Below are 26,674 nucleotides of genomic sequence, written 5' to 3'. Positions count from 1 at the left end.
ACCACGTCGCCAGGTCGCGGGTCACGACGTGATGTTGCTCGCCCATGCCGGGCGGTCGAGCGCGAGCACACACCCCGACGCCCCGCAATTCAATTCAGCGAACCAACTCGGCGTCCATATTCACTCTGTCGAACAATCGGCAGGAAATCAGACCACACCCGATTTCACACATTCTCGAGTCGTGGTTAGTGTGGCCCCCATGGGCCAGCATCATCCGATCGAACCCGATTTCAACGCCGCCACCGACGAGAAGCTGGCGGCCGCCGCCCACCGGCGCCAGATCATCACCTACCTGGGTGTGATCGCGTCGCTGGCAGCGCTCCTGGTGATCCTGCTGCTCAACATGTGACGTCGGCCCTCAGCCGAATCGTCCCGAGATGTAGTCCTCGGTCTCCTTCTTCGACGGATTGGAGAACATGGTCTCGGTGTCGCTGATCTCGACCAGCTGACCCGGCTGACCCACCCCCTCGAGGTTGAAGAACGCGGTCTGGTCGCTCACGCGCGCGGCCTGCTGCATGTTGTGGGTCACGATGACGATCGTGTAGTCCTTCTTCAGCTCCCCCATCAGATCCTCGATCGCGAGCGTCGAGATGGGGTCGAGTGCCGAACACGGTTCGTCCATCAGCAACACATCCGGTTCGACGGCGATGGCCCGGGCGATGCACAGACGCTGTTGCTGACCGCCGGACAGGCCGCCGCCCGGCTTGTCGAGACGGTCCTTGACCTCCTCCCACAGGTTCGCGCCGCGCAGGCTGCGCTCGGCCACCTCGTCGAGCACGGCCTTGTTCCGGACGCCCTGCAGGCGGAGGCCGGCGACGACGTTGTCGCGGATCGACATCGTCGGGAACGGGTTGGGGCGCTGGAACACCATCCCGATGGTCGCGCGGACGCTCACCGGATCGACGTTGCGTCCGTAGATGTCCTCGCCGTCGAGCAGAACGCTGCCGGTCGCGTAGGCGCCGGGCGTCACCTCGTGCATGCGGTTGAGGGTCCGCAGCACCGTCGACTTTCCACAGCCCGACGGCCCGATGAACGCGGTGATGCAGCGGGGCGGGACCTCGAGGGTCACGTCCTTCACTGCGTGGAAGTCGCCGTAATAGACGTTCAGGTCCTTGATGTCGAGGCGCTTTGCCATGACGTGAGTTTCCGTTTCTCGCAGGGAATGGAGGTCCGGTATCGGACTCAGGAGGACTTGGGCGCGAACAGACGCGCGACGAGCTTGGCGCCGAAGTAGACGAGGGCCACCAGGATGACCAGGCACAGCGCCGCGCCCCAAACCCGGTCGAGGGCGCCCGGGCCGTTGTTGTACTGCTGCACCATCATCAGCGGCAGCGATTCCTGGTTGCCGTCGAACGGATTCCAGTTCATCGCGCGGGTGGAGCCGACCAGGATCAGCACCGGGGCGGACTCGCCCATGACACGAGCGATGGCGAGCATCACGCCGGTGACGATCCCCGAGAGTGCGGTCGGCAGGACGATTCGCACGATCGTCTTCCACTTCGGGATGCCGAGCGCATACGAGGCCTCGCGCAGATCCTGAGGGACGATCTTGAGCATCTCCTCGGTCGCCCGGACCACCAGCGGGACCATCAGCAGCACGAGCGCGATCGCGACGACGAAACCGGACCGCGGCAGGCCGAGGGTGGTACGCCACACCGCGTAGACGAACAGCGCCGCGACGATCGAGGGCACGCCCGACAGGATGTCCACCATGAAGGTGGTGATCTTGGCGAGCCACGACTTCGCGGTGGCGTACTCGACGAGGTAGATGGCGACGAAGATGCCCAGCGGGATGGAGATCGCGGCGGCGAGCGCCGTTTGGATGAGGGTGCCGACGATGGCATTGGCGGCACCGCCGCTGCGTTCGGGCAGCGTCCACCAGTCGATGTCGAGAAGCGGTTCGATGCCGCGGATCACCAGTGTCGAGACCAGCCACACCAGGGGCACGAGCGCGACGAGGAGAGCGAGCACGACCGCGATCCGAACGACGTGGTCGGCGACGCGGCGTCGCCTCGCCATCGGCGCGAAGCCCGACGGCTTCTTGACCGGGTCGGCCGCGTGCGGGGAGGTGGCGACGGTCATGGTCACTTCTTTCCGGCGACCACCGCGCGGGCGGCGGCGTTGACGACGAAGGTCAGGACGAACAGGGTGAGGCCGGCCGAGATGTAGGCACCGGTCTTGGCGGGCGAGTCGAACTCCGCGGCGTTGTTGGCGATCTTGGTCGCGAACGTCTCGCCGCTCTCCATGAGGTCGAAGTCCATGGGTCCGGCCGTGGAGATGATGAGCAGCAGCGCCATCGTCTCGCCCAGGGCGCGACCGAGGCCGAGCATGCAGCCGGAGATGTATCCGGAGAACCCGAACGGCAACACCGCGAGCTTGACGACCTCGAACTTGGTCGCGCCCAGTGCCAGTGCCGCCTCGCGATGACCCTTCGGGGTCTGCATGAACACCTCGCGGGTGACGGCGGTGATGATCGGCAGGATCATGACCGCCAGCACGATCCCGGCGGTGAGCAGGGTGCCGCCGGTGGACATGTTCGCGACCTGCGTCGGCTCCTGGAAGAAGGGCAGGAACCCGAGATGCCCGACGAGCCACTCGTTCACGGGCACCATCGCCGGGCCCAGCACGAGGATGCCCCAGAGGCCGTAGACGATCGACGGGACCGCGGCGAGCAGGTCGACCGTGTAAGAGATAGGGCCGACCAGGCGCTTCGGCGCGTACTCTGTGAGGAAGATCGAAATGCCCAGGGAGACGGGCATGGCGAGCATGAGCGCGATGACCGAGACGACCACGGTCGCGTAGAACAGCTGCGGGATGCCGAAGGCGAGCCGGTCGCCGGTGGTGACCCAGTCGCCGGTGTAGGTGAAGAAGTTCTCCTCGTTGTCCAGCAGCGACGGGACCGCCTGCGCGAGGAGGAACACCGCGATGAGACCGATGACGACGGAGACCAGCAGGCCCGAACCCACCGACAGGGTGCGGAACACCCGGTCGGCGATCCGATGACGGGCCCCGACCTGCAGACCGGCAGAACCCGTGCCGTCGGGGGATTCTCCGGGCGCGCCGGTCGCCGGCGGGACCGCGTCATCCTCGGTGGTCGGCGACGTCATGTGTGTTTCTCGTACCTCTGCTCTGGTCATCGGGTCTGCTCCCCGGTCTCACGGGCCGTCCGGACCGCCTCAGGCATTGCCGTCGCCGGCGAGCGCGTCGACGCTGGCCTGCAGTCGGGCCTTGAAGCCCTCGGGAACAGGCACGTATCCGAGCTCCTCGAGACCGGCCTGTCCCTGGTCGAGGATCGCGGTGAACGCGTCCTTCAGCGTGGTCGAGGTCTCGGCGTCGTCGTAGCCCGCCGAACACACGATGGAGTACGGGGTCAGCAGCAGCGGATAGGCTCCCGGGGTCTTCGACGCGAACAGGGCGTCGGTGTCGACGATGAGGTCCTTGCTGCCGGGATCGGCGAAGGTCAGCGCGTCCAGGGCCTTGCCCGCGCTCTGAGTATCGAGCGCGACCGGTCCGGCGCCGAAGTCGATGTCGGCGATGCCGAGATCGTTCTCGGTCGCGAAGCCCCACTCGACGTAGCTGATCGAGCCCGGGGTCTTCTTGACCGTGTCGGCCACCCCGGTCGACTTGGACGCGCCGGAACCGACATTCCGCGGCGCGAACTCCTTGCTGTGCTCGTACGGCCAGTCCGCCGGCGCCGAGGTCTGCAGGAAACGCTGGAAGTTGTCGGTCGTGCCCGAGCTGTCCGAGCGGTAGACGGGCACGACGTCGTCACCGGGCAGTGCGACGCCCGGGTTGAGGGCGGCGATCGCGGGATCGTTCCAGGCGGTGATCTTCCCGTCGAAGATCTTCGCGATGACGCCGGGCGTGAGCTGCAGCTTGTCCACGCCGTCGAGGTGATAGGCGATCGCGACCGGCCCGACCACGAGCGGCAGGTGCCACGGGTCGTTGCCGTTGCAGCGCGCCTTGGCCTCGGCGACCTCGTCGGGCTTGAGGGCCGAATCCGAGCCGGCGAAGTCGACGTCGCCGGCGATGAACTTCTTGATGCCGTCGCCCGACCCGCTACCGGTGTAGTCCAGGACGATCTCGTCTTCGTCGGAGAGGATCTGGCTGAAGTGCTCCATCGCCTTCTGCTGGGCGGTGGACCCCTCGCCGCTGACCGTCGGGGTGCCACCCCCGCTGCACGCTGTCACCAGGCCCAGAACCGCGATCGCCGACGCCGCCAGTGCGCCGTTCCCCTTGATCTTCACCGCAGGTGTTGCCTTTCCGTAGTAGGTATTCGCGCACCCGAGGTGCGCAACGACCTCGGACGTCCCGTGGAAAAGCTAGGCCCGCTCGGTGCACGGAACCCCGACGGAAGGTGAACGGAGGGTGAACCCCTGCGGTCGGCGTGGTGGCGAAGGCTCTCAGCCGTAGGCGACGTCGACCGCGTACCGCGAGAACCCGAGACGTTCGTAGGTGCGCAGGGCGGCGGTGTTGTCACCCTCGACGTAGAGGTTGATCTCCCGGACGCCGCGCCGGGCGAGATGATGCAGCCCGGCCAGGGTCAGCAGTCGCCCGAGCCCGCGGCCCTGGGCCTGCGGGTCGACACCCACGATGTACACCTCGCCGAGGTCGGCGTCGTGCAGCTTGGTCCAGTGAAATCCCAGGAGCGTCTGGGGATCTGAGGCGTCGAAGGCGAGGAAGAGCCCCTCGGGATCGAACCAGTCCGACCCCACCCGCTCGGCGATCTGGTCCATCGACCACCCGCCCTGCTCCGGATGCCAGTCGAAGGCGGCGTTGTTCACGCGCAGGATCTCGGCGTGGTCCTCCGGCCCGGCATAGGTGCGCAGGACGATCGACGGGTCGACGACGAGTTCGGGGAGTTCATGCCCCTCCCCCACCGGCCGCCGCAATTGAAGGAGCTCGCGCCGCTTCTCCAGTCCCATCGACGTCGCCAGCGCGACGGCAGCGGGCAGATCGCCATGGGCCCAGACGCGAACCCCGTTCGGCCCCAACGCCTGTGCGGCGCCGAAGGCGGTGTCGAGCAGCGCCCGGCCGAGTCCACGCCGCCGATGGTCGGGGTGCACGACGGCCTCGATCATCGCCGGCTCACCGTCGCGCCCGGGCACGATGTTCGCGTAGGAGGCGTCGGTCCAGACGTGCACCACCGGCGAATCCTCGCCGGCGTCAATGGCTTTCACCGCTTCGTCGGACAGCGGAGCGACACCGTCGACCGCCGTGGCGGCATGCACCATCGCGTGCGCGGACTCGGCGACGTCGGCCGGCAGCGCACCGCGATGCACCCGTGGCCGCTCAGTTCCCGGCACCGGCATGCAACTCCTCGTCGAACGAATCCGGACCGTCGAGGCCATCGGCGAAATCCGCGTCGGCCTCGACCGCGGAGGCGTCGGTACCCGCGGACTCGTCGGCACACTCCGGCATCGGCGCACGCCCCTTGGTGGCGGGGCGCACCGCCTTGTAGCCGACGTTGCGGACGGTCCCGATCAGCGACTCGTGCTCGCTGCCTAGCTTGGCGCGCAGGCGACGCACGTGGACGTCCACGGTCCTCGTGCCGCCGAAGAAGTCGTACCCCCACACCTCCTGCAGCAGCTGCGCACGGGTGAACACGCGACCCGCGTTCTGCGCCAGGTACTTCAGGAGCTCGAATTCCTTGTAAGTCAGATCGAGGGGCCGACCCCGCAGTCTTGCGGTGTACGTCCCCTCGTCGATGACCAGTTCTCCCAGCGTGACCTTGCCGCTCGTCTCCTCGGCCGTCACCCCCCGGGTTCGCACGACCAGCAGGCGCAGTCGTGCGTCGAGCTCCGCCGGACCCGTGCCCGGCAACAAGAACTCGTCGATCCCCCAATCCGCGTTCACCGCGACCAGTCCGCCCTCGGTCAGCACCGCGGCGACCGGCACGGAGGACCCGGTGCTCCCCAGCAGGCGGCACAGCCCTCGTGCTGCGGCGAGATCAGCCCGCGCGTCGACCAGCGCCACATCCGCGTTGCCCGCCTCCATCAGCGAGGAGACCTCGGTGGGGGCGACACGCACGTTGTGAGCCAGCAGCGACAACGACGGCAGGACCGAATCCGGATTGGGATCGGCCGTCAACAACAAGAGATCCACCTAGCACTCCGATCTCGTTTTCGTCCCCGTCCCAGACCAACCAACCCGCTCACCACGCTGTGAACGCCTCCACACACACGGACAAGAATTGTTTACTCTGCCTTACCAGCGTGTGCGGGATAGGTGACAGAATAACGCCATCGACTTACTTCACCGTTAACAAGGCAGACCGGGGCACCGGGTGGTCCCGAGGGAGAGGGAGGACCTGGTGAGCAGGCCGGTCGTCCGGAAATCCCTCGTCGTCGCGGTCGCGGTGGTCGTGGTCGCGGCCGTGGCGGCCCTTCTCGCCGACGTCGCCACGGCGATCCGCAGCGAGCACCGGCTCTCCGTCGCCATCGCCGAATCCCCCCGCGTTCCTTACGATCCCGAGGTCACGCTCGCCGGCTTCCCGTTCCTCACCCAGGCCGGCGACGGCCGCTATTCCGGGGTGACGATCGCCGCGAAGGGCGTCGAGCTCCCCGGCTGCGAGCCGCAACGGGGTGTCTGCCGGGCCGAGCTCGGGGCCACGCTGGGCTCCTTCGACGGCCCGGAATGGGGGCGATTCTCCGGCAGTGATGTTCTGCACACTTCGTCGATCACGGCCTACACACGCCTCGACGCGGTCACCCTCGCCCGCTTCATGCGGATCACCGACCTCACCCTGAGCACCCCCGCCCCGGATGGAAAGGCAGGTGGCGGCGGCCCCCAGGACGGCGTCGTGTCGCGGTCGGAGGGGGTCGTGCTCACCGGCACCGTGGCGCTACCGCCGTCGGACGGGCTCGACCCGCGGAATCCGCCGTCTGCGTCGGACTACGACGGCCCGAAGGTGAAGGTGAGCGTCGCCGTGGACCTGTCGGTGACCGACGGCGCGCTGCGCATCCGCGCCACCGACTTCTACACCGGACCCGAGCGGCATGTCGCCGCCGACGTCCCGCCCGGGATGCGCGCGGCCGTCCTCGAGCGGTTCAGCATGACGCTGCCCCGGTTGCCGATGGCCTGGGGCGTCGAGCCGGAGCGCGCGGAGAGCTTCGGCGGCGACATCCAGCTCGTCGGGGCGTCGGGCCCGGCCGTCGTGCGGCCCGACGAATTCTGACCCCGTCGGCTTTTGCGCAGGTCACCGCGTAACCCACCTGGGCATTCGGCGTCCGGGGAACACTGTTGTACCCTCGTGGGCATGCAACAGCGCCGTGAGTTGATGCTCACCCGTCGCCGGGCGATCGACTTCTGTCGAGTCGCCTGTTGTTGCTGTCGCACGCACCGCTGACGGTGTGGCATGACATGCGCTGCCCCGCAGCACATCCATGCGCATCACCGATGACGACGGGGTGCGTTTCTCCCGAGGCCTGAGTCCTCGTCTCTGCGCGCGTTCCGCTCGCCATCACCAGATCTGAGCCGTGGGCCGGTTGCCTTCGTGCTCGCGTGTTGTTCACCGCGGGTTGTCCCGCACCACCTTGGTCGATCGATCACAGAGATAACCATCCGAAAGGAACCAGACATGGCACGTTCCGATGTCCTGGTCAGCGCCGATTGGGCTGAGCAGAACCTCAACGCCGACAAGACCGTCTTCATCGAGGTCGACGAGGACACCTCGGCGTACGACGCCGGCCACATCCCCGGCGCCATCAAGCTCGACTGGAAGAAGGACCTGCAGGACGGCGTCCGTCGCGACTTCGTCGATGCCGAGCGCTTCTCGAAGCTGCTCTCCGAGCGCGGCGTCGCCAACGACGACACCGTGATCCTCTACGGCGGCAACAACAACTGGTTCGCCGCCTACGCCTACTGGTACTTCAAGCTGTACGGCCACAAGGACGTCAAGCTGATCGACGGCGGCCGCAAGAAGTGGGAGCTCGACGGACGTCCGCTCTCGAGCGAGACCGTCACCCGCCCGGCCACCGACTACAAGGCCTCCGAGCCCGACCTCAGCATCCGCGCCTTCCGCGACGAGGTCATCGACTCCATCGGCAAGAAGAACCTCGTCGACGTGCGCAGCCCTGACGAGTTCTCCGGCAAGATCCTCGCCCCGGCCCACCTCCCGCAGGAGCAGGCCCAGCAGCGCGGCCACATCCCGGGTGCGATCAACATCCCGTGGTCGACCACCGCGAACGAGGACGGCACCTTCAAGTCCGACGAGGAACTCGAGGCCCTGTACAAGGAGAAGGGCTTCGACGACAGCCGCGAGACCATCGCGTACTGCCGTATCGGCGAGCGCTCGAGCCACACCTGGTTCGTGCTGACCGAGCTGCTCGGCAAGAAGGGCGTCAAGAACTACGACGGCAGCTGGGTCGAGTACGGCTCGCTGGTCGGCGCCCCGATCGAACTCTGAGAAAGAAAGTAAGAACTATGTGTGCTGCACCCAAGCAGGGACAGAAGCTGCCCGCCGGCGTCGACGTGGAGAAGGAGACCGTCCTCACCGGACAGGTCACCGACGGCTCAGGCAACCCGGTTGCCGGCGCGTTCGTGCGCTTGCTCGACTCGACCGGCGAGTTCACCGCCGAGGTCGTGGCCTCGCCCACCGGCGACTTCCGCTTCTTCGCCGCCCCCGGCACCTGGACGCTTCGCGCCCTTTCGTCGGTCGGCAACGGCGACGTGAAGATCAGCCCCGAGGGCCCCGGCATCCACGAGAAGGACATCGTCGTCTCCAAGTGACGATGATCCGGTCGTGACGCCTCGCGACCCATGACGCAACCCGGTCACCGTTTCGGTGACCGGGTTTCGTCGTTTTCCGGCCCGTTTTCGCACCTCCGTCGCCAGGGTCCGGATGAACGGGGTCGGCCGGCGCGGGTTAGAATCTACTCGTGGTTCTCTTCTTCGAAATCCTGCTGATCGTGGCCGCGGTGCTGATCACCTGGTTCGGCCTCTACACCCTCTACCGCCTCATCACCGACGAGTCGTGACGACGCCGACCGGCGCCGGTGAGCCCGGCGACGAGACGGCCCCCACCCCGTCGGACACCGGCGCGACGAGCAACGGAGCCGATCCTGCCGGCGACACCGTCCCCGCGCCTCGTCGTTCCGGTGACGAGGCGATCAGTCAGGCCGAGGCCCGGGCGCAAGCGTCCGGCAGCCGGGAGCGCAACATCCCCACTTGGGACGACCTGCCGATCCCGCCGGACACCGCCAACCTGCGTCTGGGTGCCGATCTGCATCCCGGCCTGCTCGCGCTTCTCCCCCTCGTAGGCGTGTGGCGCGGCGAGGGCGAGGGACACGACCCCACGACCGGTACGGACTACCACTTCGCCCAGCAGATCGTCGTCGCCCACAACGGGCAGAACTTCCTCAGCTGGGAATCGCAGTCGTGGGTCATCGACGATGACGCGAACTTCGTGCGTCCGGATCTTCGCGAGACCGGATACTGGCGGATCGGCGAGGACGACACCATCGAACTTCTCCTGGCCAACGCAGCCGGGGCGGTCGAACTCTTCTACGGCGCACCGCTGAACCAGACGTCGTGGGAGCTGACCACCGACGTCGTCATCAAGACGCAGACCGGGGTCCAGACCGGCGGCGCCAAGCGCCTGTACGGCATCGTGCCCGACGGCGACCTCGCCTACGTCGAGGAACGCGTCGACGCCGACGGCGACCTCACCCCGCGACTGTCGGCCAAGCTCCGCCGTCACGTCGGCTAGGTCCGCACCCCGACCTCAGCTTCCCTCGCCACGGCGCACCGACGTGCGCAGGTGGACGATCTCGTCCGCGAGCTCACGCACGTCCGGGTCCGACGAGCTCACCGCCGCTTCGTACGGCCGCCACGACGCCGACGACATCACCCGGTCCGACGCCGCGTGCGCCGTCTCCGTCTCCCCGACCAGGTCATCGAGTGCGTCTGCGGCCGCGACCAGATCCGCCCTGGGCACCGGCCGCCGCAACGCCGAGATGCCGGTGATCCGGTCGGCGATCCGCTCGGCGGCGGTGACGAGCGGAATCCAGGACCAGGCCTCGGCACCGGCCGGCGGCGGCTCCGACAACGTGCGCTGCAGGTGCACCCGGGTGTCGAACAGACGCCGGTACGCCCGCCGGCGCTCGGCCGTCACCCGCTCCGCCGCCGCCCCGTCGGCAACGCCCCTGAGGTAGGCGGCCAAGGCCTCGATCGCCGCCGCGAACGCCACGTCGACACGTGGATGCCGTTGCGACGGCCAGATCAGGTAGCCGAAGACGACGACGATGAGTCCGCCGATGACCGTGGTGATCAGGCGCGCTTCGCTGATGTCGAGGACCGACTCGTGCGGGACGACCGCGTCGATGAGGAGCATGATGAGCGGCGTCAGGAAGACCGCCTGCCAGAGATAGGACCGGGCCATCGCCCACGGCAGGCAGGCGGCGAGCACCGCGATCGCGAGGGCCTCGCCCCCGGAGGTCGTCAGCAGGGCACCCACGACGACCGCGATCGCCGCGCCCGCAACGGTTCCCAGGCTGCGCAGGACGGCGCGGGAGAAGATCGAGCCCAGATCGGGTTTCATCACGAGCGCGACGGTGAGCGCGATCCAGTAGCTGTGCGCGACCGGGAGCAGATAGAAGGCGGCATAGGCCAACCCCGTGCACAGCGCGAGGCGTGCCGCGGAGGAGACCAGGGCGACACCGGGCAGGGCGAGACGCGCGCGCTCGGCGACGGGGAGCTCGTCATGTGCCGGACCGGCGCGCCACAACGCGTCTTCGAGCATGCGCACCCGGATCAGGGTGTCTCCGGTGGCGTCGATAGGCGTCAGCGGTCGACGACGCATCACCGCGGCCGCGCCCTCCTCCAGACGATCGGCCGCACGCGCGCACAACTCGGGGTCGGCATCATCGGCGAGCAGGCGCGCGAGCAACTGATCGGCCGCGCGGACAACCGTCGACGCGCGGACATACTCGGGCGTGGGTCCGTGGGAGGTACCTCGCGACGCGATCCCCATGGCGTCGAAGGCGTCGATCGCCGCGATCGCGCGGGCACGTGCCGCGGCGAGATCGGCCGTGCCGTCCGCGCGGCACCGGGACAACGCGCCGAGCGCACGGATCATGTCGGCCTCGGCGGAACGCTGGGGACGACGCGGGTCGACCACCACCTCGACCGCCAGGACCAGTGCGTAGATCGCCGCGCCGACGACGAACAGGGCCGCCGCCTTCCAGTACGGCGCAGCCGCGGGCACGCCGATCGCGATCGCCGCGATGAGCATTGCCTGCATCGAGCCGACGGAGAAGGTGCTCGAGTACCCGCTCCCGACTCCGCAGGCGAACGCGATGACGGCCATCACCACGACCGTCAGCGCGTGCGGCGCGTGCGAGAGTTCGCCGAGAAAGTAGGCGGCCGCAGCGAGCGGCGTCGTGACCGCGATCTGCCGGAAGCGGACCGGATAGGCGACCGACCGCTCACCGGCGGCGAGCAACAGGGTGCCCATGCTGATCCACATGCCGATCAGCGTCTGGTCGCAGAGCGCACCGATCAAGAGCGGACCGCCGACCGTGATCGCAGCCCTGATCGATCGTCCCGTCGGCCACGTGGCGGGCGCGCAGGAGAGCAGCGTCCGAAGCCAGATCGAGGGCCGCCACGGCGCCTGATGGGTCCCAGGACGTGCAGTCACCACTGCCGGTCTCCTTCTGCGGTCTGGGCTTTCTCGCCTCTGGAGACTCGAACAGTAGCAGCGCGGCGCACCTGCGGAGGCGAACTCGGTGCCGCAAATCGGACACCCGTCTCGGACCGCACGCTTCGTCGGATCGGCTGTGGTGGGAGCTGGGGAGTCGTGCCGGGTGCCGACATGGAACGACCCCCGCACCGTGCTCGCAGAGCACCGGAGCCGACCGGACCGGGTCGGGATGCGGGGGCCGGGTGACCACCTGGTATTCGCTCGCTGCCGGCGGTGACCGCAGTTCTCACTGGGGTCGGTTCCGCCGCCTCGGCGACACGAATGCCACGCGGTCAGCAGCTAGCGGGTGGTCACCTCACATGTCCGATGAAAACTCACTACCAGACCACCTCCTTCCCTGTGTACCAGCGAAGCTACGCCCACAGAGACCGCCCCGCAATGGATATTTCCGAGCCCCCGTGCAGAACGTGGGCCGAGGCGTATTCCCGGGCCTGCGTGGGGTGACCGTGGCGGGGGACCCGCCGACCGCCACTGCGAACGGCGCAGTGTCAGGGAACGGGCACGGGCTCCGGCGCCGGAGACGACGACGGCGCCGTGGACTGCTGCCCGGGCAGCGGCTTGGCATCCGGCGGCAGCGATTCGACGACCTCGATCTTGGACCGGAACGTGTCGTCGGTGATGACCTCGATCTGGTTGATCATCCAACGGTCACCGTCGCGTCGCATGTCGAAGGTGAGCCGCGACGGGTTGATGCTGACGAGTTCCTTCTTGCCGCGGGTCACCGACTGATTCATGAAGATCAGCACCTTCGAGGTGTCGGCGGTGTTGGTGACCACGCCCGCGTCCTGGATGGTGACCTCGGAGACGACCTGTTGCTTGCGCACCTCGGCGGCGAGATTGCTCTCGGTGACCAGCTTGGAGTACTCGGGCTTGGCCGGTCCGGTGAGCACGCTCATCGACTTGTCGATATGCTCGCTGACGTTGTCGGCGTCGTAACCGAACATCGTTGTCGCATAGTCGCGAGCCGCGGCCAGCGAGGACTCGCGGGCCTCCTCCACCGATCGTCCCTCGGCGTACCGGTAGCCGAGGAAACCGGTCACCACGACCGCGGCGACGGTCAGGACCGCCAGGCCGATCGCGGCCAGGCGGCCCTTGCTCAGCACCGACCTCCTGGTGCCGCCGGGGCGTCGGGGCCGTGCGCCCTGGTCGGCGACCGGCGACGCGGGGTTCTCCGTGCTCTTCGGGTCGGTCATCACGCCACCCACTCGAAGTCGGTCATCTTCAGTTCACCGTTGATCCGGGTCATGTCGACGCGCCAGCGGAACACCTTCTCCTGCGACGGGATCTGTCCGTCCAGCGACCGTTGGTGCCAGCCGAAGACCATGATCACCGATCCCTCGTCGGGCTCGGCTTTGGTGACCGCCGAGCTGAGGATGATCGTCTTGGTCTCGAGCTTGCCGTCGCGGACGAGCGAGGCCACCTGGGAGATGTTGTTCTGCACTTCCTCCTTGACCTTGCCGGAGGTGTCCTTCTGCACCGACTCCAGCGTCTGGTCGACGGTGTCGGGGTTCATGCTGGTGAGGTTGAGCAGGACCTGGGAGGCGAAGGTGGAGTACTCCGCGCGCAGGTCGTCGACCTCGTCCTGATGGGCGATGCCGAGCGCGAAGACGATCGACGCGACCGCGCAGACCGCGATGATCACGATCGAGAGGACCACGCCGACGACCGTGCGCGCGGAGGTGCGCCCGGAGCCCTTGTAGCGGACCCCGGACGACTCGGGCCCGGTGGCGGCGAGGCGCGCGCGCCGACGCTCGCGGTAGCTGATCGTCCTCTCGACCTCGGAGGGATCGGGCGCGGCCTCCTCGGCGAAGTCGTGCGAAACGGGGTCCGTTCCCGCGGCCGGCTTGTCGAGCGAGACCATCGACGCGGCCTCCTCGCGACCCGTGCCGGCCTGCGCGACCTCCGCCCCGGTGACCTCCGAGGTGCTGTTCTCGGCCCGGTCGTCCTCGTCCGCTGCTGCAGCGGCGGAGGTCTCCGCCCGCGGCGCCGAGCCGGCGACCGGTTTCCCGGCCTTCTTCGACCCTCCCCGACCGCGTCGGATCGGTGCCGACCGGACCGGGCGCCTACGGCTCGCGGACCCGCCGGCGGCCCGCGCCTCGACCATCTCTTCCGACGTGTCGGCGGCACCGGCTGGGGTCGTCGTCGACACGTCCGGCGTCACGAACTGACCGTCCCGCTGATCATCTTCTGCCATGAACTGCTCTGTACCTGCCCCCCACGGCCGGTTCCGGCGTTGTAGGTCTTTCCGTCGGGACCGATGAAGTCACCCGACTCGGGGTCGTATGTCGTGGCGTACACCGCGGGCTCCGGATCGAAGTCCTTCGGTGTGCCCGGTGTCACGGTACCGAACGATGCGGGCTTCCATTCAAGGCCGCCCGGCAGGCCACTCTGGAAGGGATCGACCGACCCGGGGAGCGGTTTGTACCCGGTCCGGCACTCGGCCGGCGTCGGCGCGCGGCGGCCCGGGAATTCGGCACACGGGTAGTTGCGGGCTCCACGGACGGCGATGTTGGAGTTCTGCGGCACCCGGCACAGCATTCCCGGCGGCAGTTCACGCGCGTCCTGCGCGGACTGGAAGCGCCACTGCTCCTTGGGCAGGAAGCCGATGTTGCACGTCGGACGGTCCTGGAAGCCGAGCGAGAAGTTCACGTTGGCGCCGAAGTTGTTCGTGCCGGTGTTCAGCGCGGTGATGAGCGCGGCGGTCAGACGCGGGTAGAGCACCAGGATCTGCTTCCAGTTCGCCAAGTACACCACCTGCGTCTGCGCGATCGTGCCCAGGTTCGAGACCAGCAGCGGGTACGAGCCGCCGAGCGACTCGAACAGCTGCTGGCTCTTGGACGCCGTCGACGGCCCCTTCTGGAGGATGTCGCCGATCTCGGGGCGGTTGGCCCGCAGCTGATCGGTGAAGGCGGTGACGTTCCGCGTCCAGGCGCGGATGTCGTCGGCGGTGCGCGACTGGGTGGCCAGCAGCGGCGCGCCCTGTTCGACGAGGTCGATCGTGGTGTCGGTGTTCTTGTTCGCCTCTCCGATGAACAGCGCCATCGAGTCGAGGAGACGCTGCAGCGCCTCGCCGGTGCCGTTGAACGCCACGAAGGCCTCGTCGACGAGGGCCCGGAGCTTGGTGTCGCCGATCTCGTCGAGCAGCAGGTTGGCCTGGTCGAGCATGGACGAGATCTCGACCGGGACGCTCGTCACCTCGAGCTCGGAACCGTTGTGCAGGTACCCGGTGGGGGCGTTCGCAGGCGGATCCTGCGGCGGGGCGAATTCGACGAACTGCTCGCCGATCGCCGACACGCTGCGCACCGATGCCTCCGACGACGCCGGGATCTTCGCGCCGTCCTCGATGGTCAGCGTGGCCTGCACGCCGTCCGCGGTGAGCCGGACGGACTTCACCTTGCCCACGTAGACGCCGCGGTAGGCCACGTTGGCGTTCTGGTAGAGCCCGCCGCTGGTGGGCATGTTCAGCTTCACGTCGTAGCTGCCGATACCGAACATCGACGGGATGCGGATGTAGAACAGCGCCATCGCGACCATCGCGATCACGGTGACGATCGAGAAGATGAGCAGCTGCATCTTGACGAAGCGGGTGATCTTCATCAGCGGCCACCCTCCTCGGGATAGTCGGGAACCGTCGGCGGCGCCGTCGGCGAGGGAACCTGGACCGGCGGGATCAGGTTCGCCGGAACCGGTTCGGCGGAGTCGGGCAGCTTCTCACCGCCCGGGATCAGCGGCGCCGTGAACGGGTCGAGGCCGCGCGCGGCCGCGCCCGCAGGCTTGCCGAAGACGCCCTCGGGACCGGTGACGCCCAGGCTGGCGAACATGGTCTCGTTCATGCGGTCGATCGTGAGGTCGAGGGTGAGGTCGGAGTTCACGAAGTCGCCCTTGACGATCCGGCGGATCGTCGGCTCGTAGAACGGGAAGGTCAACAGGATGTTCAGCGACTGGGTCATCGCCGGCCCCGTCTGCTGCAGCTGGTCGAGCGCGGGTTCGATGCCCTTGACGATGGTCACGATGTCCTCGGAGTTGGCGTCGAGGATGTCGTTGGCCGTCTTGGACAGCTTCGACACCGAGGCGAGGGTGTCGAGGAACTGCTGCCGCTGGTCGACGAGGAGCTGCAGGATCTGCGGGCTCGCGTCGAGCGCCCGCTCGATGGTGCCCTTCTGCTCGTTCATCGTCTGCGACAACCGGTCGAGGCCCTCGGTCGCACGGATGATGTTGTCCTTCTGCGCGTTCAGGTCGGCGACGAGAGTGTTCAACCGCGGGATGAGCTTCTTGATCTGCTCCTCGCGACCGCCGAAGACGTTGCTCATCTCGTGCACGATGTCGCCGAGCTGCGAGAGACCGCCGCCGTTGAGGACCACCGACAGCGAACTCAGCACCTGCTCGGTGCTCGGGTAGGTGCAGGCCGCCACCTGTTGCGCGGCGTTGATGTCGGGAACCGCGGGCACCGACGGGTCGGTGATGATGTTGGACTGCTCCGGGCACTTGGTCAGCGGGATCTCGTCGCCCGGCTGCAGCCGGCCACCCTCGGGGTCTGCCGGCTGGACGATCTCGAGGTGCGTCGAACCGAGGACGCTGGTCATGCCGACCATCACGTGCGACCCCTTGGGCACGATGACGCCCTTGTTGAGGCGGATCGTGACGAGGGCGTTCCAGTCCTTGACCTCGATCTTGCCGATGCTGCCGACGGTCGCGTCGTCGATGAGGACCGGAGCGTTGTTGACCAGGCCCGCGGCCGACGGGATGAGCGCGGTGATCTGGTACGAGCCGTTGCCCGTGCCCTCGGCGCCGGGAACCGGCAGCGAGTTCGGTCCGTCGAAGGAGCATCCGGCGAGCGTCGTGACGAGCGCGGTCGCGCCCGCGACGAGCCCGGCACGCGCGCGCCCCGACCGGGAGCGGAACGGTTTCATCGGTCACCCCCGAACGGCACCAGCAGGTTCCCGAGCGGCGTGTTGCCGTTGTCCTTGCGGGTCTGGGCGTCGATGCGCTGCACGCCGGCCTGCGCACGCGCCTTCACACTGGCGTTCTGGTACTGGATCTGGCTGGGCAGGGCATTGGCGCCCTGGACCGGATTCGCCAGGAACGGCGGGTAGTTCATCGAGATCGACGACAGCACCGGCGCCAGGATCTCGACGCACTTGTCGATGTCGACCTGCGAGGTGCCGGGCCGGTTGGTGGCCTCCATCGAGCCACACAGCAGCGTGATCAGGTTGGTGCCGTTGGCCAGGCCGAACACACCGGACAGTGAGCCGGACAGCGGGTTGTAGATGTTGTAGAAATTCGCGAGCTGGTTGGGCGCCGAGTGCAGCACGCCCCGGACCTGTTCGTCCTTGTCCGCGACGATCTTCGTCGACGCCGCGAGCCGCTCGACCGACGACGCCAGTGCGTCCTTGTTGGTGTCGATGAAGTTCTGCACGTCGGTCATCGCCGAGTCGAGGCCCTTGAGCGCCTCGTCGAGCTCGGTGGTGTTGTCGGCGAGGACCGAGCTGACCGAGGCGATCCGGCCGTTGAACTGCACGAGCTGCTCGTGGCTCTGAGACAGGGCGTCGGTGAGCTTCTGCAGGTTCTGGATGGTGGCGAACAGGTCACCGCGGCCGGCGGAGAGGGTGCCGATGACCTCGGACATCTCGGTGATCGACTTGTTGATCGCGGCCCCGTTGCCCTGCAGGTTCTGGTCGAAGACGTCGATCGCCTCGGCCGCCGTGCCGCGCTGGTCCCCTTCCTCCGGGCCGATGGCCTCGGTGAGGCGGGTGAGCTGGGCCTTGATGTCGTCCCACTCCATCGGCACCGCCGTGCGCTCCATCGGGATGTCGTAACCGTCGGGCATGACCGGACCGCCCGAGTAGACGGGGGTCAGCTGCACGAAGCGTCCCGACACGAGGCTCTGCGCGACGATGACGGCCTTCGCGTCCTCGGGCACCTTGATGTCCTTGTCGACGCGCAGCTCGACCTTCACGTCGTTGCTGCGCGGCTGGATCCTGGCGACACTGCCGACGTTCACGCCGAGCACGCGCACCGGGTCGCCCTCGTAGAGGCTCGCGACCGAGGTGAAGTAGGCGGTGTAGGTCTTGGTGGTGGTCTTCACGAAGACCTTCCAGCCGACGACGACGAGAGCGACGGCGAGGACCGCGGCGATCACACCGAAGGCCACCTTGCGTCCGATGGTCATGCTCACCTCCCTCTCGTGGTCGGCACGGGCTTCGGATAGGTCGGCGTCGGCAGCGGGCCGCGCGGGCTGTCGGTGCCGTCGGGCGGACCCGGCTTGTAGTAGTCCGGGATCAGCGGGAAGCCCGAGTACATCAGCGACTGCCACACCTGCGGGTACCGGCCACGCAGCGCGTTCAGGAAGATCGCGGTGTAGTCGCCGAAGGTGTTCAGGCCGACCAGCGAGTCATAGTTCGGGCCCGACGCCACGGCCTCGCCGAGCGTGTTCGCGAACGGCCCGAGCCGGTCGATGGTCTCCTTCAGGTCCTTCTCGCTGTCGGTGAGGATCGTCGCTACGCGGTCGAACTTCTCGAGCACCGGGGTCAGCTGGGCGTTGTTCTCGGCGATGAACCCGCGCAGCTGCGTGGTGAGGTCGCCGATGCCCGAGATCAGCTGCTGCAGCGCATAACGCCGCATCTGGATCTCGCCGACCAGCGCGTTGGCGTCGATGAGCAGGCGGTTGATCTGCTCGTTGCGATCGCCCACGATCTTGCTGACCTGGTTGGCCTTGGCGAGCAGGGCCCGCAGTTCGTTGTCGCGGTCGGCGACGGCCTTCGACAGCCGCGCCACGCCGTCGACGGCTCCCTGCACCTGGTCCGGGGTCTCGGAGAAGGTGACGGTGAGCGTCTTCAGTGCGCGGTTGAGCTGGTCGGTGTCGGTCCCCTCGATCGTCTCGGTGGCGCCCTCGAGCGCATCCTGCAGCGAGTAGGGGGCGATCGTCTGTCCGAGCGGGATCTCACCGCCGGGCTTGATGCGCTCGCCGCCGTGCGGGATGACCGTCAGGTTGCGGCGGCCGAGCACGGTCTCGGTGCGGATCGCGGCCTGCGTCTCGTCGCCCATCTCGATGGTGTCGTCCATGCGGAACGTCACCTTCACCTTGGTGCCCTGCTCGGTGTCCGCGAGCTCGATGCCCTCGACGGACCCCACCTGGACACCCGACACCTGCACGATGTCGCCCGTGGTGAGACCGCCGGCGTCGTCGAAGTAGGCGCTGTAGGTGCTGATCGGCGACAGGTACGGCAGCTTGTCCATCTGCATCGCCGTGATCACGACGAGCGCGACGACGACGATGCCGATGACGCCGACCTCGGCGCGGCTGCGCCCACCGCGCTTGACCTCGCGGGCGGCGTCGGCCTCCGCGGATTCTGTTCTGCGGGAAGAGAACAACCCGCCGAAGGGAAGACTCATGAGCCGTCACACCTTCCGCCTGCGCGGGTGGTGTCACCCATCACGTTGTTCGAGGTGTAGAGAATCGTCTGGCCGCCCGGCGCCGGGAGCAGCAGGCGCAGCCGGCAGAAGTAGATCTGCAGCCATGCGCCGTAGGAGCCCAGGTTCGACAGGACCTTGTAGTCCTCGGGCAGACGCGAGATCAGGTTCCGGATGAACGGCTCGGCCGCGAGCAGCTCCTCCGAGACCCGGCCCGTGTTCGTGATCATCGACTGCAGCGTCGGACGGGTCGTCTGCAGCAGGTCGGCCAGACCGTTGGTGACCTTGGAGGTCTCGGTCAGCGCGGTGCCGATCGTGCCCTTCTGCTCGGCGAGCCCGGTGACCAGCTGCTGCAGCAGGTCGACCGAGGTGTCGAGTCCCGCGCGGTCGCCGTCGAGGGTCGCGAGCGTGGTGTTCAGGTTGTCGATGACGTCGCCGATCAGCTGATCGCGGTCGGCCAGCGAGTTGGTGAACGACGCGGTGTTGGCCAGCAGGGTGTTGAGTGCGCCGCCCTGCCCCTGGAACACCGCGATGAGCGAGCTGGTCAGCGCGTTGACCTCTTCGCCGTTGAGGGTGCGGAACAGCGGCTTGAATCCGCCGACGAGCTTGTCGAGATCGAGCGCCGGCTCGGTCTGGGTGACGGGGATCTGCGCGCCGTCGGCCAGGAACGTGGAGGTGTCACCGGTCCCCTGCTGGAGTTCCAGGTACCGGTCGCCGGTGAGGTTCTCGTAGCGGATGAGCGCCCGCACCGACTTCGGCAGCGGGTACTTCTGGTCGACCGAGAAGGTCACCACGGCCTGGTTCTCGCGGTTGAGGTCGACGTCCCCCACGGCCCCGACCTCGACGCCGGCGATCTTGACCTTGGCGCCCGACTTCATCGACGAGGCGCTGGTGAACACCGCGCTGTACTCGTTCGAGGCGCCCGACCGGTAGCGGCTGAACACCACGACCAGGGCCACGAACACCATCAGCATCACGACGGCGAACACGCCGAGCTTGATCAGGGTCGCGCGAAACGCGCGTGCGCGACTATCCACGAGGCGGCTCCTCGAACAGGATCTGGAAGAGCTTCTTCGAGTTCACCTTCGGCTTGGTCCTCGGCTGGTAGGGCTGGGGAGCGTTGTCGATCACGTAGAACGGCGCGTGCTCCGTGCTGGCCGGATCCCCGAGGCCGTATCCACAGGTGGGCGGCCCCTCGCCGCGCACCTCCGGCAAGTCGTACGGGTACTGGTACGGGTCCTTGCCGGGGAGCAGGCTGGCGTCGAGCATCAGCATGCCGTTGCGCTCGCCCATGAACGGCGCGGCCACCTCGCCGGCCACCGCGCCGGCGGTCAGGAAGCACTTGATGCCGGGCGAGTTGTATCCGAGCAGGTCGGCGATCGGGTTCAGGTCCGACAGGGCGCCGATGAGCGTCTTCTTGCTCGGCGCGATCACCCCGTCGATGGTGTTGGCCATCCCCGTCGCGTTGATCAGCAGCGCATCGAGGTTGGAGGTGTTGTCGACCAGGGTGTTACCGACGACGGTGAAGTTGTCGACGGTCCGCATCAGGTCCGGCATCGAGTCCGCGTACACGTTGGTGACGGTCGCGGCCTCGCGGAACAGCCGGTTGAGCGCGGGCAGGTGCCGGTTGGTCTTGCCCAGCATGGACGTCAACTGTTCGAGTGCGACGCCGATCTCGTCGCCCTGCCCCGACAGCGCGGTGTCGATGGCGCCGAGCGTGGCGTTGAGCTTCTCCGGCTGGAGGTCGGCGAGCACCGCGACGAGCTGCTGGAAGACGGTGTTGAGCTCCACGACCACCCGGTCGGCGGAGATCTCGGCACCCGCCCGGAGCCTGCCCTCGGGCTCACCCGGCACCACGAAGTTGACCGCCTTGGCGCCGAAGATGGTGTTCGACTTGATGTCGGCGACCACGTTGCCGGGGATCTTCGACATCTCGCTGTCGCGGATGTCGAGGGTGAGGACCGCGTTGCCGTCCTTCTCGGAGATCTTCGCGACGCGTCCGACCTCGACGCCGCGCAGCTTCACCTTGGCATCGGGGTTCATCACCAGGCCGGCGCGTGGTGCGACGAGGGTGACCTGCTTGGTGCCGGTGAACATCCCGAGGAAGGATGCGCTCGCCCCTGCGATGAGTGCGATCAGCACCGCGACCATCGCGACTGCCGCCAGTCGGCGGGTTGTCCGTGACCGTTCCTGTCGTCTGCTCATGTCAGCCCGCCAGGTTGAAGTTGCCGTCCGCGCCGTAGATGGCGAGGGAGGTGAGCAGGGTGATGACGACGACCACGACCAGCGAGGCGCGGACCGCGTTGCCGACCGCGACGCCGACGCCGACCGGGCCGCCGGAGGCGTTGTAGCCGTAGTAGGTGTGGATGAGCATGACCGCCACCGCCATGCAGATGGCCTGCACGAACGACCACAGGATGTCCGACGGGATCAGGAAGGTGTCGAAGTAGTGGTCGTAGACGCCCGGTGACTGCCCGTAGAGGAACACCGTGGCGGTGCGGCTGGCGAGGAACGATGCCAGCGAGGCCAGCGCGTACAGCGGGATGATCGCGATCAGGCCGGCGACGATACGGGTGCTGACCAGGTACGGGATGGACGAGATCGCCATCGTCTCGAGGGCGTCGATCTCCTCCGAGACGCGCATTGCACCCAGCTGTGCCGTCGCACCGGCCCCGATCGTGGCGGCCAGCGCGATGCCGGAGATCACCGGCACCGCGATGCGCACGTTGATGAACGCGGAGAAGAAGCCGGTCAGCGCCTCGACGCCGATGTTGGCCAGCGAGCTGTATCCCTGGACGGCGATGGTGCCGCCGGTGAACAGCGTCAGAAAGCCGACCACGACGACGGTGCCGCCGATCATCGCCAGGGCGCCGGTGCCCATGGAGATCTCTGCGATGAGTCGCAGCGTCTCCTTCTTGTAGTGCTTGATCGCCCGGGGGATCGCGATGATGCTGTCCCAGTAGAACAGCGCCTGGTCGCCGATCTGGTCCCAATCCTCGCCGGCCCGCTTCACGGCGACTCGCGCCGTTCGGAGTCGTGTGGTGAAAGGCAATACCATCGCTCAGCCCGCCGTTGCCTTGAGGCCGACGGCGGTGACGACGACGTTGACGACGAACAACGCCATGAACGAGTACACGACTGTCTCGTTGACGGCGTCGCCGACACCCTTCGCGCCTCCCTTGACGTTGAGCCCTTGGTAACACCCAACCATGCCGGCGAAGAGTCCGAACAATGCGGCCTTGACCATCGAGATCATCAGCTCCCCGAAGCCCGTGAGCAACGTGAGGTTCGCGACGAAAGCGCCGGGGTTCACGTCCTGGAGATACACCGAGAAGATGAAGCCGCCGCCGATGCCGATCGTGCAGACGAGGCTGTTGAGCAGCAGCGCCACCAGTGTCGAGGCGACGATGCGCGGCACCACCAGACGGTGGATCGGGTTGATGCCGAGCACCTTCATCGCGTCGATCTCCTCGCGGATGGTGCGGGCACCGAGGTCTGCGCAGATGGCGGTCGCGCCGGCGCCGGCCACGATCAGCACGGTGACGATCGGACCGATCTGGGTGATGGTGCCGAGGGCCGCGCCGGCTCCCGAGAGGTCCTGCGCGCCGATCTCGCGCAGCAGGATGTTGAGCGTGAAACTGACCAGCACCGTGAACGGGATGGCGACCAGCAGCGTCGGCACCATCGACACACGGGCGATCGCCCACGACTGTTCCACGGTCTCCCGCCACTGGAACGGACGATGGAACAACTCGCGCGCCGAATCGACGCCGAGTGCCACGAAATCACCGATTCCCCCGAGGGGCGTCGCCAACTTGTTCAGCACAGGCTCACCCCCTTCGCCCTCTAACCATCGCGAAACCTACCACGCACAAACCCGACGAAATGGTCAGTTCATCAGGGCGCTGGCCGAGAACGTGCGTCCCGGATCGCGGTCGGCGAAGTAACCGGTCAGGGTCTTCGCGAGATCGTCGGAATCCCAGGCGTCACCGTCTGCGGTGAACACCTCGTCGATGGTGGGGGCCGCCATGAGGGTGACCTTGGGGCCGTAGACGACGAACACCTGTCCGGTGACGTTGTCCGAATCGGGTCCGGCCAGGTAGGTGACGAGCCGGACCACGTGTGCGGGATCGAGCGGGTCCACGCCGTCGGCCGGGGCCTCGCCGAAGACGGCGGCGGTCATCGCGGTGCGCGCCCGCGGGCAGATGGCGTTGGCCCGGACGCCGTACCGCTTGAGTGCGCGCGACGCGGACAGCGTCAGCGCGGTGATGCCGGCCTTGGCGGCACCGTAGTTGGCCTGTCCCTCGGGACCGAGCAGGCCGGCCTCCGAGGACGTGTTGATGATGCGGCCGTAGACCGGGCCTCCCGCGGCCTTCGACGCCGCGCGCCAGTGCGCTCCCGCGTTGCGGTTGAGCAGGAAGTGCCCGCGCAGGTGCACGCGGATCACCAGGTCCCACTCGTCGTCGGTCATGTTGAACAGCATCTTGTCGCGGACGACGCCCGCGTTGTTCACGACGATGTCGAGTGAGCCGAGCTGATCGGTGGCCGCGGCCATGATCGCGCTCGCCGTCGCGGACTCGCTGATGTCACCCGGCACCGGGATCGCCCGACCGCCGGCCGCGGTGATCGTGTCGATGACATCGCTTGCGTCGAGCGCCGCCTGCAGGTCGTTCACCACGACCGAGGCCCCTTCGGCGGCGAGGCCGATGGCCTCCGCACGTCCCAGACCTGCACCTGCTCCGGTGACGACCGCGACGCGCCCGTCCAACGAGTTACCCACCCACATCCTCCTGAGACTCAAACTAGAACTTGTTCTAGCACAGGTTCCCGTCCGGATGGAACCAAACGGAAATCCGGGCCGACTCAGCCCTCCTCGAGGGAGAGCGCCGACTTGGGGCAGTTGGCCACCACCTGGCGCAGTTCCTCTTCACGCTCCTTGGGCACCTCTTCCTGGAGAATGACCAGGTAGTCGTTGTCGTCGAGGTCGAAGAAGTCCGGGGCCATCCCCACACAGATGGCGTTGGACTCACACAGGTCGAAATCTGCCTTGATACGCATCAGAACCTTCTCCTCACGGGCTCGCCGCCTGTTGACTGGGCTGTGATAACAGGTTAGAACGTGTTTCAGAAACTGGACGAGCCCCTCCCCAATACTTGACCACATGCGGGGTTCGGGCGCCAGACATCACACCGACGGAGTTTCGATGCGTATCGCCTACACCGATGAACAGTCCGAGCTCCGGCGGGAGCTACGCGCCTACTTCTCGAACCTGATGACCGAAGAACGTCGCGCGGCCCTCGCCGGCGGCGACGGCGAGCTCGGCGAGGGCGACGCCTACCGCGACGTCGTCGCGCAGATGGGCGCCGACGGCTGGCTCGCCCTGGGCTGGCCGACCGAGTACGGCGGGCAGAACCGCTCGATGATGGACCAGCTCATCTTCACCGACGAGGCGGCCATCGCGGGCGCCCCGGTTCCGTTCCTGACCATCAACTCGGTCGCGCCGACGATCATGCACTACGGCACCGAGGAGCAGAAGTCGTACTTCCTGCCGCGCATCGCCGCGGGCAAGCTGCACTTCTCCATCGGCTACTCCGAGCCGGGCGCCGGCACCGACCTCGCGGCGCTGCGGACGACCGCGGTCCGCGACGGCGACGAGTACGTCATCAACGGCCAGAAGATGTGGACGAGCCTCGTCCCCTACGCCGACTACATCTGGCTGGCCTGCCGCACAGACCCGTCGACGCTGCAGGAGGGCGGCAAGAAGCACAAGGGCATCTCGGTGCTCATCGTGCCGACCACCGCCGAGGGATTCAGCTACACCCCGGTGCACACGCTCTCCGGAGTCGACACCAGCGCCACCTACTACCAGGACGTGCGGGTGCCGACGTCCGCGCTGGTCGGCGAGGAGGGCGGCGGCTGGCCGCTGGTGACCAACCAGCTCAACAACGAGCGGGTCGCCCTGTGCAGCGCGGCGCCCATCCAGACCGCGCTGCGGGAGACCATCGCATGGGCGCAGCAGACCAAGACCGGCGACGGCCAACGCGTCATCGACGCCCCGTGGGTGCAGCAGAACCTGGCGAAGGTGCACGCGAAGGTCGAGTTCCTCAAGCTGATCAACTGGAAGATCGCCTCCGCCGCGAGTTCCGGCGGCGCGCCGTCGCCGGCCGACGCCTCGGCCACGAAGGTGTTCGGCACCGAGTTCGCCACCGAGGCCTACCGGCTGCTGATGGAGGTCGTGGGTCCCGCCGCGACGCTGCGTCAGGGCAGCCCCGGCGCGCACATCACCGGTCGTCTCGAACGGTTCCAGCGGACCTCGCTGATCCTCACCTTCGGCGGCGGCACCAACGAGATCCAGCGCGACATCATCGCCATGCTCGCCCTCGGCCTGCCGCACCAGCGTCGCTGATCCCTCGAGAGACAAAGGCACACTCCCATGGACTTCTCCCTCCCCGAATCCGGCAACGACGTCCGCGGCCTCGCCCGTGACATCGCCACCGCCGTCAGCACTCCCGAACGGGTCGCCGAACTCGAGGCGTCGCGTGCTCCGATCGACTCCGACCTCTGGCGCGAACTCGGCGCCGCCGGACTCCTCGGCCTCGAGGTCCCGTCCGCGGTCGCCGGTGACTCCGGCGGCGACCTCGGCATCATCGAGAATGCGCTCGTCGCCACCGAACTCGGCCGCGTGCTGGCCCGGGTTCCGTTCGCGCAGCACGCGATCGCGGCGCTGCCGGTGATCGCCGAACACGGCTCGCCCGCGCTGCGCGACCGGCTCCTGAAGGCCGGTGCATCCGGCCAGACCACGGTGACGGTGGCGATCGAGGAGGATCTCGGCTCGCCGTACGACTCCCCCGCCACGACGTTGTCGGCCGACGGCACGCTGAGCGGCACCAAGGTCGACGTCCCCTACGCCGAGGCCGCGGACGTGGTGCTCGTCGACGCAACGGGGCCGGACGGCGTCGTGGTGGTCGCGGTGGACGCGAAGGCCGCGGGGATCACGGTGACGCCGACGCCGTCGACGGGCCTGATCCCCACCGCGCAGGTCGATTTCGACGCAACCCCGGTGGAGTCCGACGCGATCTGCGCGGGCAAGGCCGCGGCCGACGCACTGTGGGCACGTGCGACCCTCGCGATCTGCGCCGAACAGACCGGCGTCGTCGAGCGCGCCCTCGAGCTGACCGCCGAATACGCCCGAGAGCGCGAGCAGTTCGGCCGTCCGATCGGTTCGTTCCAGGCGGTCGCACAGCGTCTCGCCGACGGCTACATCGACGTCCAGGGCCTGTCGCTGACCACCACCCAGGCCACGTGGCTGCTCGCGAACTCCGACAACACCGCCGAGATCCACAACGCCATCGCGACGGCCAAGTTCTGGGCGGCCGAGGCGGGCCACCGGGTCGCGCACACCACCGTCCACGTGCACGGCGGCGTCGGTCTCGACACCAGCCATCCGGTGCATCGGTACTTCCTGCGCGCCAAGCAGAACGAGTTCACCTACGGATCGGGCACCGCGGCCCTGCGCGGCCTCGGCGCCGACCTGGCCGACACGCCGGCGTGACCGCGCCGGGC

The 26,674-nt window shown here is 67.9% G+C and carries 27 protein-coding genes; 8 read left to right on the top strand and 19 right to left on the bottom strand.

The genetic code is table 11. The features are described from left to right. Positions 1-349 (top strand): hypothetical protein (locus tag GP2_RS21960; RefSeq protein ID WP_006901721.1); only part of this gene is annotated, 349 nt, incomplete at its 5' end. Positions 350-358: 9 nt separating this feature from the next. Here the strand turns inward: GP2_RS21960 and pstB are convergent. The 6 genes from pstB to GP2_RS16710 all read right to left on the bottom strand — a co-directional run bounded on the left by pstB (position 359) and on the right by GP2_RS16710 (position 6,105). After that, positions 359-1,135, bottom strand: coding sequence for a phosphate ABC transporter ATP-binding protein PstB (pstB, locus tag GP2_RS16735; RefSeq protein ID WP_006901720.1), 777 nt, complete (start codon positions 1,133-1,135; stop codon positions 359-361). Positions 1,136-1,182: 47 nt separating this feature from the next. Continuing rightward, positions 1,183-2,082: a phosphate ABC transporter permease PstA gene (gene pstA / locus GP2_RS16730; protein ID WP_006901719.1), complete on the bottom strand. Its 900-nt coding sequence runs from the start codon at positions 2,080-2,082 to the stop codon at positions 1,183-1,185. Between the two features lie 2 nt (positions 2,083-2,084). Beyond that, the gene (gene pstC / locus GP2_RS16725) at positions 2,085-3,107 is read right to left on the bottom strand and encodes a phosphate ABC transporter permease subunit PstC (protein ID WP_006901718.1); all 1,023 of its coding nucleotides are present in this window, start codon (positions 3,105-3,107) and stop codon (positions 2,085-2,087) included. A gap of 69 nt (positions 3,108-3,176) precedes the next feature. After that, a complete protein-coding gene (gene pstS / locus GP2_RS16720) occupies positions 3,177-4,247 on the bottom strand; it encodes a phosphate ABC transporter substrate-binding protein PstS (RefSeq protein ID WP_006901717.1) in 1,071 nt (356 codons plus the stop codon). A gap of 156 nt (positions 4,248-4,403) precedes the next feature. Continuing rightward, positions 4,404-5,312: a mycothiol synthase gene (mshD, locus tag GP2_RS16715; protein ID WP_006901716.1), complete on the bottom strand. Its 909-nt coding sequence runs from the start codon at positions 5,310-5,312 to the stop codon at positions 4,404-4,406. After that, positions 5,293-6,105 carry a winged helix-turn-helix domain-containing protein gene (locus GP2_RS16710; protein ID WP_006901715.1) on the bottom strand — a complete coding sequence of 271 codons (813 nt, stop codon included), beginning with the start codon at positions 6,103-6,105 and terminating at the stop codon, positions 5,293-5,295. Before GP2_RS16710 ends, mshD begins: the two co-directional genes overlap by 20 nt. A gap of 208 nt (positions 6,106-6,313) precedes the next feature. Between GP2_RS16710 and GP2_RS16705 the strand changes: the two genes are divergently transcribed. The 4 genes from GP2_RS16705 to GP2_RS16685 all read left to right on the top strand — a co-directional run bounded on the left by GP2_RS16705 (position 6,314) and on the right by GP2_RS16685 (position 9,709). Next, positions 6,314-7,177 carry an LmeA family phospholipid-binding protein gene (locus tag GP2_RS16705; RefSeq protein ID WP_006901714.1) on the top strand — a complete coding sequence of 288 codons (864 nt, stop codon included), beginning with the start codon at positions 6,314-6,316 and terminating at the stop codon, positions 7,175-7,177. A gap of 402 nt (positions 7,178-7,579) precedes the next feature. Then, complete coding sequence (locus GP2_RS16700) at positions 7,580-8,407, top strand: sulfurtransferase (RefSeq protein WP_006901713.1); 828 nt, start codon at positions 7,580-7,582, stop codon at positions 8,405-8,407. Positions 8,408-8,424: 17 nt separating this feature from the next. Further along, entirely contained in the window at positions 8,425-8,730 is a 306-nt protein-coding gene (locus GP2_RS16695) for a DUF1416 domain-containing protein (protein WP_006901712.1), read from the top strand. A gap of 244 nt (positions 8,731-8,974) precedes the next feature. Continuing rightward, positions 8,975-9,709, top strand: coding sequence for a heme-binding beta-barrel domain-containing protein (locus GP2_RS16685; RefSeq protein WP_006901711.1), 735 nt, complete (start codon positions 8,975-8,977; stop codon positions 9,707-9,709). A gap of 15 nt (positions 9,710-9,724) precedes the next feature. On the opposite strand, the gene GP2_RS16680 is transcribed toward GP2_RS16685, so the two are convergent. Next, the gene (locus GP2_RS16680; protein WP_157211718.1) at positions 9,725-11,467 is read right to left on the bottom strand and encodes an FUSC family protein; all 1,743 of its coding nucleotides are present in this window, start codon (positions 11,465-11,467) and stop codon (positions 9,725-9,727) included. Between GP2_RS16680 and GP2_RS21695 the strand changes: the two genes are divergently transcribed. Next, a complete protein-coding gene (locus GP2_RS21695; protein ID WP_157211717.1) occupies positions 11,466-11,615 on the top strand; it encodes a hypothetical protein in 150 nt (49 codons plus the stop codon). The two genes, GP2_RS16680 and GP2_RS21695, sit on opposite strands and share 2 nt — an antisense overlap. A 574-nt stretch (positions 11,616-12,189) precedes the next feature. Here GP2_RS21695 and GP2_RS16675 read toward each other — a convergent pair. From GP2_RS16675 to GP2_RS16620, 12 genes are all read right to left on the bottom strand, one after another. Beyond that, positions 12,190-12,804, bottom strand: a complete 615-nt coding sequence (locus GP2_RS16675) for a hypothetical protein (RefSeq protein ID WP_006901708.1) — start codon at positions 12,802-12,804, stop codon at positions 12,190-12,192. An 89-nt stretch (positions 12,805-12,893) separates the two neighbouring features. Further along, positions 12,894-13,895, bottom strand: a complete 1,002-nt coding sequence (locus GP2_RS16670; RefSeq protein WP_157211716.1) for an Rv1363c family protein — start codon at positions 13,893-13,895, stop codon at positions 12,894-12,896. Then, on the bottom strand, positions 13,859-15,298 hold the full coding sequence (locus tag GP2_RS16665) for an MCE family protein (protein ID WP_006901706.1): 1,440 nt from the start codon (positions 15,296-15,298) through the stop codon (positions 13,859-13,861). The genes GP2_RS16670 and GP2_RS16665 overlap by 37 nt, the downstream gene beginning before the upstream one ends. Beyond that, the gene (locus tag GP2_RS16660) at positions 15,298-16,611 is read right to left on the bottom strand and encodes an MCE family protein (protein ID WP_006901705.1); all 1,314 of its coding nucleotides are present in this window, start codon (positions 16,609-16,611) and stop codon (positions 15,298-15,300) included. The genes GP2_RS16665 and GP2_RS16660 overlap by 1 nt, the downstream gene beginning before the upstream one ends. Next, positions 16,608-17,870, bottom strand: a complete 1,263-nt coding sequence (locus tag GP2_RS16655; RefSeq protein WP_006901704.1) for an MCE family protein — start codon at positions 17,868-17,870, stop codon at positions 16,608-16,610. The genes GP2_RS16660 and GP2_RS16655 overlap by 4 nt, the downstream gene beginning before the upstream one ends. Positions 17,871-17,872: 2 nt before the next feature. After that, positions 17,873-19,093, bottom strand: coding sequence for an MCE family protein (locus tag GP2_RS16650; protein WP_006901703.1), 1,221 nt, complete (start codon positions 19,091-19,093; stop codon positions 17,873-17,875). Beyond that, positions 19,090-20,148, bottom strand: a complete 1,059-nt coding sequence (locus tag GP2_RS16645) for an MCE family protein (protein ID WP_006901702.1) — start codon at positions 20,146-20,148, stop codon at positions 19,090-19,092. The genes GP2_RS16650 and GP2_RS16645 overlap by 4 nt, the downstream gene beginning before the upstream one ends. Continuing rightward, positions 20,141-21,316 carry an MCE family protein gene (locus GP2_RS16640; protein WP_255218650.1) on the bottom strand — a complete coding sequence of 392 codons (1,176 nt, stop codon included), beginning with the start codon at positions 21,314-21,316 and terminating at the stop codon, positions 20,141-20,143. Before GP2_RS16640 ends, GP2_RS16645 begins: the two co-directional genes overlap by 8 nt. Before the next feature lies 1 nt (position 21,317). Continuing rightward, positions 21,318-22,169, bottom strand: coding sequence for an MlaE family ABC transporter permease (locus GP2_RS16635; RefSeq protein WP_006901700.1), 852 nt, complete (start codon positions 22,167-22,169; stop codon positions 21,318-21,320). Between the two features lie 3 nt (positions 22,170-22,172). Further along, complete coding sequence (locus tag GP2_RS16630) at positions 22,173-22,937, bottom strand: MlaE family ABC transporter permease (RefSeq protein WP_006901699.1); 765 nt, start codon at positions 22,935-22,937, stop codon at positions 22,173-22,175. Between the two features lie 63 nt (positions 22,938-23,000). After that, positions 23,001-23,891 (bottom strand): 3-oxoacyl-ACP reductase, encoded by an 891-nt coding sequence (locus GP2_RS16625; RefSeq protein ID WP_006901698.1) that lies wholly within the window; start codon positions 23,889-23,891, stop codon positions 23,001-23,003. 83 nt (positions 23,892-23,974) lie between these two features. Then, positions 23,975-24,169: a ferredoxin gene (locus GP2_RS16620; protein WP_006901697.1), complete on the bottom strand. Its 195-nt coding sequence runs from the start codon at positions 24,167-24,169 to the stop codon at positions 23,975-23,977. Between the two features lie 145 nt (positions 24,170-24,314). Between GP2_RS16620 and GP2_RS16615 the strand changes: the two genes are divergently transcribed. Together GP2_RS16615 and GP2_RS16610 are read left to right on the top strand one after the other, a co-directional pair. Further along, on the top strand, positions 24,315-25,517 hold the full coding sequence (locus GP2_RS16615) for an acyl-CoA dehydrogenase family protein (RefSeq protein WP_006901696.1): 1,203 nt from the start codon (positions 24,315-24,317) through the stop codon (positions 25,515-25,517). 27 nt (positions 25,518-25,544) lie between these two features. Continuing rightward, entirely contained in the window at positions 25,545-26,663 is a 1,119-nt protein-coding gene (locus GP2_RS16610) for an acyl-CoA dehydrogenase family protein (RefSeq protein ID WP_006901695.1), read from the top strand. Positions 26,664-26,674: the final 11 nt, after the last annotated feature.

Origin of the sequence: Gordonia paraffinivorans NBRC 108238 (genome assembly GCF_000344155.1) — a bacterium.
Taxonomy (GTDB): Bacteria; Actinomycetota; Actinomycetes; order Mycobacteriales; family Mycobacteriaceae; genus Gordonia; species Gordonia paraffinivorans.
Note: the sequence above shows the minus strand (reverse complement) of the source record. Positions and strands in the feature narration are given on the sequence as shown.